Here is a 9,730-nt window from a genome sequence, read left to right on the forward strand (position 1 = left end):
CACGCCGCCTCGCGCGCGTTTGCGGCGCGGGCGGCGGGCGTCAGTCGAACCCAATTTCGGGACAGGACGACCATGACTCTCATCGTCACCGGCGCGGCCGGTTTTATCGGCAGCAATCTCGTGAAAGCGCTCAACGAGCGCGGTGAACAACGCATCATCGCGGTCGACAATCTCACGCGCGCGGACAAGTTCAAGAACCTCGTCGATTGCGAAATTGACGACTATCTCGACAAGACCGAATTCGTCGAACGCTTTGCGCGCGGCGATTTCGGCAAGGTGCGCGCGGTGTTCCACGAAGGCGCCTGTTCGGACACGATGGAAACCGACGGCCGCTACATGATGGACAACAATTTCCGCTATAGCCGCGCGGTACTCGACGCGTGTCTCGCCCAGGGCACGCAGTTCCTCTATGCGTCTTCCGCGGCCACGTACGGCGGCTCCAGCCGCTTCGTCGAAGAGCGTGAAGTGGAGCAGCCGCTCAACGTCTACGGCTATTCGAAGTTCCTGTTCGATCAGGTGATCCGCCGCGTGCTGCCCACCGCGAAAAGCCAGATCGCGGGCTTTCGCTACTTCAACGTGTATGGTCAGCGCGAGACCCACAAGGGCCGCATGGCCTCGGTGGCGTTCCACAATTTCAACCAGTTCCGCGCCGAGGGCAAGGTCAAGCTGTTCGGCGAATACAACGGTTATGCCGCGGGCGAGCAGACGCGCGATTTCGTTTCGGTTGAAGACGTCACGAAGGTCAATCTGCACTTCTTCGATCATCCGGAGCGCTCGGGTATCTTCAATCTCGGCAGCGGTCGCGCGCAGCCGTTCAACGACATCGCGAGCACCGTCGTCAACACGTTGCGCGCGCTGAACAACGAGGCTCCGCTTTCGCTCGCCGAGCAGGTGCAACGTGGGCTGATCGAGTACATTCCGTTTCCCGACGCACTGCGCGGCAAGTATCAGTGCTTCACGCAAGCGGACCTCACGAAGCTGCGCGCCGCCGGCTACGACGCGCCGTTCCTGAGCGTGCAGGAAGGTGTCGACCGCTACGTGCGTTGGCTATTCGGCCAGCTATAAATCATTCGTAGACCTCTTTAAACTGGAATCTCCTCGCCGGTGGTCGTCACCGGCAGGTTGTAGAGGGAGATTCCATATGTTGCGAAAAATCATGGTTACCGCGGCAATGCTCGCCGCGTTCGGTCACGCCTATGCGGCGGTCGACGTCAACACGGCCAACGAAGCTGCCCTGCGTGGCATCAAGGGCATCGGTCCGGCCAAAGCGAAAGCGATTCTTGAAGAGCGCGATGCGCACGGTCCGTATAAGGACACGGCGGATCTCAGCAAGCGCGTCAAGGGCATGGGCGGGCATACCGTCGAGCGCCTGCAGGCGGAGGGTCTCGCTGTCGGTCCGGCTGGCGCTGCTGCTGGCGCACAGGCTGCGGCGCCGGCGCAGGGCAAGGCCGCGACTGCTACGGCCGCTGCCGCGAATGCGGCCGGCACGCAGAAGAGCGGCGCGGCCGTGGTGGTGAAGAAATAGCCCCGTGCGGCGGCGCGTGCTTGCCCCCGCGCCGCCGCAAGGTGAATGTCCTTTCTGGTTGGAGTCGGCACAGCACACTCCTTCAGCCGTCACTCAGATGACTGGCTCCCGCGGTGCTCGACCGCGGGCTTTTTGCGTTGCGCGCCGGCTTATATCTCAACGTTATATCGCCATACCCGTGCGCGGCTGCATCCATGCCGCTGACAGGGCCGCACGGCAGGCCGACGCACGGTAGTTTAGAATCGTTGGATTGAAGACTCCGCGCAGCGACTGCACCGCACCCCGATATGGCTTACAAAACGATTGAAGACACGATCGGCAATACGCCGCTCGTACAGCTCGTCCGCCTGCCCGACGACGAGATCCGCAGCCGCAATAACGTGATCCTCGGCAAGCTCGAAGGCAACAACCCGGCGGGTTCGGTGAAAGACCGCCCGGCGTTGTCGATGATCAAGAAGGCCGAAATGCGCGGCCGCATCAAGCCGGGCGATACGCTGATCGAATCCACCAGCGGCAATACCGGCATCGCGCTCGCCATGGCGGCCGCCATTCGCGGCTACAAGATGGTGCTGATCATGCCGGAAGACCTGTCCGTCGAGCGCCGTCAGAGCATGGCTGCCTACGGCGCGCAGATCGTGCTGACGCCGGTGACGGGTGGCATGGAATACGCCCGCGATCTCGCCGAGCAGATGCAGCGCGAAGGCAAGGGCATCATCCTCGACCAGTTTGCGAACCCGGACAACCCGCTTGCTCATTACGAAACCACCGGCCCCGAAATCTGGCAGGAGACCGAAGGACGCATCACGCACTTCGTGTCGGCCATGGGCACCACCGGCACGATCATGGGCGTATCGCAGTATCTGAAGGAACAGAATCAGGCGGTGGAAATTATCGGCGCGCAGCCGGAAGAGGGCTCACGTATTCCGGGGATCCGCAAGTGGCCCGAAGCGTATCTGCCGAAGATCTTCGATCGCAGCCGGGTCGATCGCGTCGAGAACGTGAGCCAGGCGGCCTCCGAAGCGATGGCGCGCAAGATGGCGGCGGTCGAAGGGATCTTCTGCGGTATTTCGGCAGCGGGCGCGTGCGAAGTGGCTTTGCGGATCGCGCGGCAGGTCGAGAATGCGACCATCGTGTTCGTGGTGTGCGATCGCGGCGACCGCTATCTGTCCACGGGCGTGTTCCCGGCGTGAGTCAGGGCAGGCCTTGATGGCCTGATACGTCGCAGACGTCTCACGAAACGCTTCACCAAACAAAAGCGCCGCTCAGTTCAAACTGACCGGCGCTTTTTCATTCAGGCAATTCCCGCTTCGATTCCAGCGGAAGGAAGCGAAGCGCTTGCCGGCCGCTTATTGCGCGTCCTCAGCGGGGGCCGGTATCGGAGCCGGCAGGCCCAGCGGCGCAGTACCCGGAACAGCGGCAGGCGCAGGCCTGACCATCGGTGCAGGCGCTGTACCTGGCAGTGCCGCAGGCGGCGCCATCGAGGCCGGTGCGCCGTTGCTGTCCAGATCGCCGGACGCCTCCATTTGCGCCTTGATCTTCTCGCCGAGCTGATACACCGATAGCGCGTAAAAGAAGCTGCGGTTATAGCGCGTCAGGACGTAGAAATTCTTCAGCCCCAGCTTGTATTCGGTCGGCAGTCCAGGTGAGGGCAGGTCGACGATGGTCACCGGCGTACCGGCCTCCGCGGCCATGTCCAGACCCGGCTGGTTCAGCAGCAGGCCGGCGCGCAGCAGTTGTTCGAGCGGCCAGTGCGGCTCGGGCTGACCGTCGGCGGCGGCCTGGGCGATGCCCTGACTGCCGGCATCCGGGCTGATGTCCCAGATCACAGGGCGGCCGTTCTCCCAGCCGTTCTGCTTCAGATAGTTCGCGACGCTGCCGATCGCATCGGCCTGGCTGGTGCGCAAGTCGATCTGCTTGTTGCCGTCATACGAGATCGCATACTGCACGATGCTGCTCGGCAGAAACTGCGGAATGCCGATTGCGCCCGTGTACGAACCGAGTACCGAGGTAGGGTCGATTTGCGAGTCGCGGGTCCAGACCAGATAGTCTTCGAGATTCTTGCGGAAGGTCTGCTCGCGATCGGCGCGGTTCGGCGTGTTCGGGTAATCGAAGGCGAGCGTGGTCAGTGCATCGAGCACGCGGAAGTTGCCCATGAAGCGCCCGTAGATGGTCTCCACACCGAGAATGCCGACGATCACCTCGGGCGGCACGCCGAATTCCTCATAGGCGCGTTGCAGCGTGGCCTGGTTGTTACGCCAGAACCGCACGCCCGCATTGATGCGGACCGGGTCGAGAAAGCGCGACTGGTACACGCGCCAGTTCTTCACCGACGGCGCCGTCGACGGCGTGACGAGCTTGACCGCGGTCGTCGAGTAACTGACACCGGCGAACAACGTATGCAGCGCGGCGGGATCGAAGTCGTAGCGCGCCACCATGTCGTTGATGAAACCGTCGACGTCGGGGTTGTTCGCGTAGCGCTGCGGAATGATTTCTTCTTCGAAGGTCTGGCCTTGCGGCACCGCTTGTTGCGGCTGAGACTGCGTCACCAGCAGCGGCCGCTGCGGGGCGCTGGTCTGTGCCTCGGCCGGACTGGCTGCCGCGAACGCGCACCATGCGACGGATAGTGCAGTGGCTACTTTCTGGGTGCGTAGCCGGTTTCGTGCGGACGGAGCAAGCTTGACGGTCATAGTGAACTGGGAGAGCAGTGCGAAGGAGACAGACGGTGACGGAAGGTTACGGGGCAGTATACCCGAGGCCCATTGCGGAACTGTGCAGAACCGTTGCCGCAGGGCGTCTCCGGCAAAGGGTGTGGTAACTTGATGGGGTTGGGCGCGCCGCGTGTGCGCGCCTTTGGACGGAGACACGCCGCGCGCGCTTGCGCGAAGCGACGCAGAAGAGAATCATGGCAACAGCCTTTTATTCCCACCCAGACTGCCTGCTTCACGAGATGGGCGAATGGCATCCCGAATGTCCGGCGCGCCTGCAGGCAATTGAAGATCAACTGATCGCCAGCCGCATCGACGCGCTCATCGAGCGCGAGTCGCCGCCGCTTGCCGACGAGGCCGCGCTGCTGCGCGTGCATACCCAGGCGCACGTCGATTACATCCGCAGCCGGTCGCCTGAAGAAGGCTACGCGGAGATCGACCCGGACACCTCGATGAATCCGCATACCTGGCAGGCGGCCTTGCGCGCCGCCGGCGCTGCGGTGGCCGCCACCGACGCGGTGATCGAAGGCCGTTACGACAACGCGTTCTGTAGCGTGCGGCCGCCCGGTCACCATGCGGAGCCGGCTCGCGCGATGGGCTTCTGCTTTTTCAACAACGTCGCGATTGCCGCGCGCCACGCACTGGAAGTGCATGGGCTGGAGCGAGTCGCGATTATCGATTTCGACGTCCATCACGGCAACGGCACCGAAGCCGCTTTTTCCGGCGACTCGCGGGTGTTGATGTGCAGCATCTTCCAGCACCCGTTCTATCCGTTCAGCGGCGCCGACAACCAGGCGCCCAATATGGTCAACCTGCCGATGCCGGCACGCTCCAAGGGCATGGAAGTGCGCGAGGCGGTGGATATGATGTGGCTGCCGCGCCTGCACGCCTTCAAGCCGGAGATGATCTTCGTCTCGGCGGGGTTCGACGCACATCGCGAGGACGATCTCGGCAACATGGGGCTCGTCGAAGACGATTACGCGTGGCTGACCGATCAGGTGCGCGAGATCGCCAACCGCTATGCGCAGGGGCGGATCGTCAGTTGCCTCGAGGGAGGGTACAACCTGTCGGCGTTGGGGCGCAGCGTGGTCGCCCACGTGCGGGCGCTCGCGGGAATCTGAGCGTCCCCGGCGCGCGGCGCGGCGTGCGCAACTTCAACCGCACCGCGCCTCGATCCACGCCAGCAACTCGCCGATCACCCGCTCGCGATCGAGGTCGTTCATCGTTTCGTGGTAACTCGCTTCGTGAAGCGTCAGCGTCTTGTCCGGCGAGCCGGCATGCTGGCCGAATGCGCGGCTGCCGTCGGGTTCGGTGAGCTTGTCGGCGGTGCCGTGATACACCAGCAAGGGCACCTGCAGACCGGCACGGCCGCGCTCGATGCGCGCCATCGCCAGCAAGATCTCCGCGCCGGTGCGAGCCGGAATCGCCCCGTGATGCAGCAGCGGATCGTTGCGGTTCGCCTCGACGATCGCCGCGTTGCGCGACAGCAGCGCCGCGTCGATCTTCATGGCGGGAAAGCCTGGCCAGACGCGGCTGATGATCTGGCTCATCGTCAACATCCAGCGCGGTACGTCGCGGCCCGGCGCGAGCGCGGGACTCGACAGGATCAGCCCCGCCAGCCGGTGGCCGCTTGCCGGCAGACGTTCGATCGCGTACAGCGCGGCAATCGCGCCGCCCATGCTGTGGCCCATCAGGAACAAGGGGCCGCCTTCGCGTGCCGCGACGCCTAACAAGCCCTCGGCGTCGAGCAGATAGTCATCGAAGCGATCGATCCGGGCGCGCTTGCCGGGTGCTTGCCCGTGGCCGCGCAGGTCGATGGCGAGCAGTTCGATGCCCGCTGCGTTCAGCCGCTCGGCGAGGGCCGCGTAGCGGCCGGCATGTTCCGCGAGGCCGTGCAGTAGCGCCACCGTCGCGCGCCGGGTACCGGCGACGGGCCACCGGTACAGCGGCAGCTCGACGCCGTCCCGTGTCGTTACGACCGGGCGCGCCGCGCCCCCGCCCCGCTGCGGGGCGACCGCCGTGGTCGCTGAGTCAGGACGAGCGTTGTTGTGCTGGGTAGTCTCCATGTCCGCCATCGTTGTAGTTTTGACCCGCCCGATCATAGTCGTACGCATGCGACACGCGCGAGCGCTGCGTGCGGGATGCGCCTCTAATTCCTTTGGGTTATGAAAAAATCGGAATTGATTATTAAAGGGAATGTCGACGCTGCGGTAGAATCGCGGACCAAATCCCTATAAAAGTAACGGCGGCCGCTTGTCGGGAGCGCATCCACGCTCGCCGGCAGTCCCGCCGTTTCGTTTTTTCATGATCGAAATTCGCAATATCTTCCAGCGTTTTGCCGGACCGCGGGGCTGGGTCGAGGCGCTGCACAACGTCGACCTGTCGATTCCGGCGGGCGAGGTGTTCGGCATCATCGGTCGCAGCGGCGCCGGCAAGAGCACGCTCGTGCGCACCATCAACCTGCTGACACGTCCGAGCGAAGGCAACATCGTCGTCAACGGCCGCGATCTCACCACGCTCTCCGCCGCGCAACTGCGCGAGGCGCGGCGCGAGATCGGCATGATCTTCCAGCATTTCAACCTGCTGTCGTCGCGCACCGTGTACGAGAACGTCGCGCTGCCGCTCGAACTGGCCGGCCTGAAGCGCGCCGAGATCGAAGCCAACGTGTTGCCGCTGCTCGAACTGGTGGGCCTCACGGCGCAGAAAGACCGTTATCCGGCACAGATTAGCGGTGGTCAGAAGCAGCGCGTGGGGATTGCCCGGGCGCTGGCGAGCAAGCCCAAGGTCTTGCTGTCCGACGAGGCCACTTCGGCGCTCGACCCGGAAACTACCCGCTCGATTCTGGATCTGCTCAAGCGCATCAATCGCGAACTCGGCCTGACCATCGTATTGATCACGCACCAGATGGACGTGATCAAGCAGGTCTGCGACCGCGTCGCGGTGCTGGATGCGGGCCGGGTCGTCGAACACGGCAAGGTCATCGACGTGTTCCTGCAGCCGCATCACGAAGTCACGCGCGCGCTGATCGGCGATGTGATTGCGCAGGAGTTGCCGCCTGCACTAAAGGCGCGTGTCGCCGAACGTCTGAAGACCGGCAGCGGTCATCTGCTGCGCCTCGCGTTCACCGGCACGGGCGTCGATCAACCGATCCTCTCGGAAACGATTCGCCGCTTCGAGCTCGACTTCAACATCCTGCACGGCCAGATCGACGAGATCCAGGGGCAGGCGTTCGGCTCGCTCGCGGTGCTCGCGGGCGGCGAACCGGTGAATGTGGCGCAGGCGTTGGCGTATCTGCGCGAACAGGGTGTAGTGGTGGAGGAGATGTCCTATGTTGAGTGAAATGCTCGATATGTTCGTCCAGTCGTTCTGGGAGACGCTCATCATGGTGGGCATCTCGGGCCTCGTGGGCGCGCTGGTCGGTTTGCCGCTCGGTGTGTTGCTGTATTTGACGGACCGTCAGGGCGTCCTGCAGAACGTCGGCCTCAATCGCTCGATGGGGATCGTGATCAACGCGGTGCGTTCGACACCGTTCATCATTCTGCTGGTCGCGGTGATTCCGTTTACGCGGCTGGTGGTCGGGTCTTCCATTGGGACCGCTGCGGCAATCGTGCCGCTGACGATCTCCGCTGCACCGTTCATCGCGCGTCTCGTGGAAACGGCGCTGCGCGAAGTGGACCGCGGCCTGATCGAAGCCGCTCAGGCTATGGGCGCAACCACCAGCCAGATCGTCTTCAAGGTGCTGTTGCCTGAATCGTGGCCCGGTGTGGTCGCGGGGCTGACGATCACCTTCGTCTCGCTGGTTGGCTATTCGGCGATGGCCGGCGCGATCGGCGGCGGCGGCCTCGGCGACCTGGGCATCCGCTATGGCTATCAACGCTACGAGCCGGACGTGATGTGGACGGTCGTGGCGATCCTGATCGTGTTCGTGCAACTGGTGCAGTCGTTTGGGGATTGGCTCGTGCGTCGCCTGAGCCACAAGTAAGACGCCCTTCAGCGGCAGACAGGGCGTCGCAACTAGAACAAGGGTTATCGGAACCCGTTTGAAGAGAATTGGAGAAGGTCAGTCATGCAACGTCGTTTCATTCTGCAGGTAGCGGCTGCTCTCGGCGCCGCAGCGCTCTTCGCCGCAAACACAGCGGCTTATGCCGACGACACCATCAAGGTCGGCGTCACCGGCGGTCCGCACGCGGAACTGATGGAAGTCGTGAAGGGTGTCGCCGCGAAGAACGGCCTGAACATCAAGATCGTCGAATTTGCGGACTACGTGCAGCCGAACGCGGCGCTCGCCAGTGGCGATCTGGATGCCAACAGCTATCAGCACGACCCCTACCTCGAGGCGCAGGTGAAGGATCGCGGCTACAAGCTGATCAGGGTCGCGGACACGGTGACCTTCCCGATGGGCATTTACTCGAAGAAGATCAAGTCGCTCGCCGAACTGCAGCCTGGCGCGAAGATCGCCGTGCCGAACGATCCGACCAACGGCGGCCGCGCCTTGTTGCTGCTGCAGAAGGAAGGCTTGCTGAAGCTGCGCGCCGACGCTGGCCTGAAGGCCACGCCGCTCGACATCGTCGACAACCCGAAGAAGCTGAAGATCGTCGAACTCGACGCCGCACAGATTCCGCGCTCGCTCGGCGACGTGGATGCTGCCGCGATCAACACCAACTATGCGATGCAGGCGGGCCTCAAGCCGAAACAGGACGCGATCGCGATCGAAGATCCGAAAGGCCCGTACGTGAACATCATCGCGATCCGCGAAGCGGACCGTAACAAGCCGTGGGTGGCGAAGCTGATCGCGGCGTATCACTCGCCGGAAGTGAAGCAGTACATCGACACGAAATACGGCGGTGCGGTGATTGCCGCGTGGTGAGCAATCTGAGCTAGCCACCCAAACGGGTGATGCAAGAAGGTGGCGCGTTGCACGATGATTGAGTCATCGCATCCGTCATGGATGGCAAATGATGAATTAGAGTCGTAAGTCGGGACCCGGGGTTGTCGCCCGGGTTTTTTCGGGATTAAAATAGAACGATCGTTCGTTATTGCCGTCACGCCGCTGAGGAGCGCTATCCTCGAGGTAAACCAGCCTGCGACACGGCTGCCGCAAAGGGGCAGTCGTTATAATGTCCGTTGGGTTGACGTATTCGTAACTTTGGAGCGTGTGCATGAAAATCCTGGTGCCAGTCAAGAGAGTGGTCGATTACAACGTGAAAGTCCGGGTGAAGTCGGACGGCACGGGTGTCGACATTGCGAATGTAAAGATGTCGATGAATCCGTTCGACGAGATCGCCGTGGAAGAAGCGGTGCGTCTGCGGGAAGCGGGTGTGGCGACGGAAGTGATCGCCGTGTCGGCGGGTGTCGCGCAGGCGCAGGAAACGCTGCGTACGGCGCTGGCGATCGGCGCGGACCGCGCGATCCTGATCGAGTCGAACGAAGACCTGCAGCCGCTGGCCGTGGCCAAGCTGCTCAAGGCGCTGGTCGACAAGGAACAGCCTTCGCTGGTGAT

The 9,730-nt window shown here is 63.3% G+C and carries 10 protein-coding genes; 8 read left to right on the top strand and 2 right to left on the bottom strand.

What is annotated here, in order from left to right; genetic code table 11:
* Nucleotides 1-72 precede the first annotated feature (72 nt).
* From rfaD to cysM, 3 genes are all read left to right on the top strand, one after another.
* Nucleotides 73-1,065, top strand: a complete 993-nt coding sequence (gene rfaD / locus P3T42_RS34225; protein ID WP_074301723.1) for an ADP-glyceromanno-heptose 6-epimerase — start codon at nucleotides 73-75, stop codon at nucleotides 1,063-1,065.
* A 76-nt stretch (nucleotides 1,066-1,141) separates the two neighbouring features.
* Nucleotides 1,142-1,525, top strand: coding sequence for a ComEA family DNA-binding protein (locus P3T42_RS34230; RefSeq protein ID WP_074300389.1), 384 nt, complete (start codon nucleotides 1,142-1,144; stop codon nucleotides 1,523-1,525).
* 287 nt (nucleotides 1,526-1,812) lie between these two features.
* A complete protein-coding gene (gene cysM / locus P3T42_RS34235) occupies nucleotides 1,813-2,715 on the top strand; it encodes a cysteine synthase CysM (protein ID WP_074300388.1) in 903 nt (300 codons plus the stop codon).
* A 156-nt stretch (nucleotides 2,716-2,871) separates the two neighbouring features.
* Here cysM and mltB read toward each other — a convergent pair whose 3' ends face one another.
* The gene (gene mltB / locus P3T42_RS34240) at nucleotides 2,872-4,212 is read right to left on the bottom strand and encodes a lytic murein transglycosylase B (RefSeq protein WP_429308484.1); all 1,341 of its coding nucleotides are present in this window, start codon (nucleotides 4,210-4,212) and stop codon (nucleotides 2,872-2,874) included.
* A 215-nt stretch (nucleotides 4,213-4,427) separates the two neighbouring features.
* On the opposite strand from mltB, the gene P3T42_RS34245 reads away from it, so the two are divergent.
* Nucleotides 4,428-5,351: a histone deacetylase family protein gene (locus P3T42_RS34245; RefSeq protein ID WP_074301722.1), complete on the top strand. Its 924-nt coding sequence runs from the start codon at nucleotides 4,428-4,430 to the stop codon at nucleotides 5,349-5,351.
* 33 nt (nucleotides 5,352-5,384) lie between these two features.
* Here P3T42_RS34245 and P3T42_RS34250 read toward each other — a convergent pair whose 3' ends face one another.
* Complete coding sequence (locus P3T42_RS34250; RefSeq protein WP_429308485.1) at nucleotides 5,385-6,296, bottom strand: lysophospholipase; 912 nt, start codon at nucleotides 6,294-6,296, stop codon at nucleotides 5,385-5,387.
* A gap of 238 nt (nucleotides 6,297-6,534) precedes the next feature.
* Here P3T42_RS34250 and P3T42_RS34255 point away from each other — a divergent pair, with 238 nt between their 5' ends.
* From P3T42_RS34255 to P3T42_RS34270, 4 genes are all read left to right on the top strand, one after another.
* A complete protein-coding gene (locus P3T42_RS34255; protein WP_429308486.1) occupies nucleotides 6,535-7,569 on the top strand; it encodes a methionine ABC transporter ATP-binding protein in 1,035 nt (344 codons plus the stop codon).
* Nucleotides 7,559-8,212, top strand: a complete 654-nt coding sequence (locus P3T42_RS34260; RefSeq protein ID WP_074300384.1) for a methionine ABC transporter permease — start codon at nucleotides 7,559-7,561, stop codon at nucleotides 8,210-8,212. Before P3T42_RS34255 ends, P3T42_RS34260 begins: the two co-directional genes overlap by 11 nt.
* Before the next feature lie 84 nt (nucleotides 8,213-8,296).
* Entirely contained in the window at nucleotides 8,297-9,097 is an 801-nt protein-coding gene (locus tag P3T42_RS34265; RefSeq protein ID WP_429308487.1) for a MetQ/NlpA family ABC transporter substrate-binding protein, read from the top strand.
* 292 nt (nucleotides 9,098-9,389) lie between these two features.
* Nucleotides 9,390-9,730, top strand: a 341-nt coding sequence (locus P3T42_RS34270; RefSeq protein ID WP_429308488.1) for an electron transfer flavoprotein subunit beta/FixA family protein, incomplete at its 3' end; no start/stop codon positions are given.

The sequence above is a fragment of the Paraburkholderia sp. GAS38 genome (genome assembly GCF_050434965.1).
In the GTDB taxonomy this organism is placed as follows: domain Bacteria; phylum Pseudomonadota; class Gammaproteobacteria; order Burkholderiales; family Burkholderiaceae; genus Paraburkholderia; species Paraburkholderia phenazinium_A.

Coding starts and splice junctions, on each gene's coding strand:
- rfaD (WP_074301723.1), top strand. CDS start 73: ATGACTCTCATCGTCACCGGCGCGGCCGGTTTTATCGGCAGCAATCTC.
- P3T42_RS34230 (WP_074300389.1), top strand. CDS start 1,142: ATGTTGCGAAAAATCATGGTTACCGCGGCAATGCTCGCCGCGTTCGGT.
- cysM (WP_074300388.1), top strand. CDS start 1,813: ATGGCTTACAAAACGATTGAAGACACGATCGGCAATACGCCGCTCGTA.
- mltB (WP_429308484.1), bottom strand. CDS start 4,212: ATGACCGTCAAGCTTGCTCCGTCCGCACGAAACCGGCTACGCACCCAG.
- P3T42_RS34245 (WP_074301722.1), top strand. CDS start 4,428: ATGGCAACAGCCTTTTATTCCCACCCAGACTGCCTGCTTCACGAGATG.
- P3T42_RS34250 (WP_429308485.1), bottom strand. CDS start 6,296: ATGGAGACTACCCAGCACAACAACGCTCGTCCTGACTCAGCGACCACG.
- P3T42_RS34255 (WP_429308486.1), top strand. CDS start 6,535: ATGATCGAAATTCGCAATATCTTCCAGCGTTTTGCCGGACCGCGGGGC.
- P3T42_RS34260 (WP_074300384.1), top strand. CDS start 7,559: ATGTTGAGTGAAATGCTCGATATGTTCGTCCAGTCGTTCTGGGAGACG.
- P3T42_RS34265 (WP_429308487.1), top strand. CDS start 8,297: ATGCAACGTCGTTTCATTCTGCAGGTAGCGGCTGCTCTCGGCGCCGCA.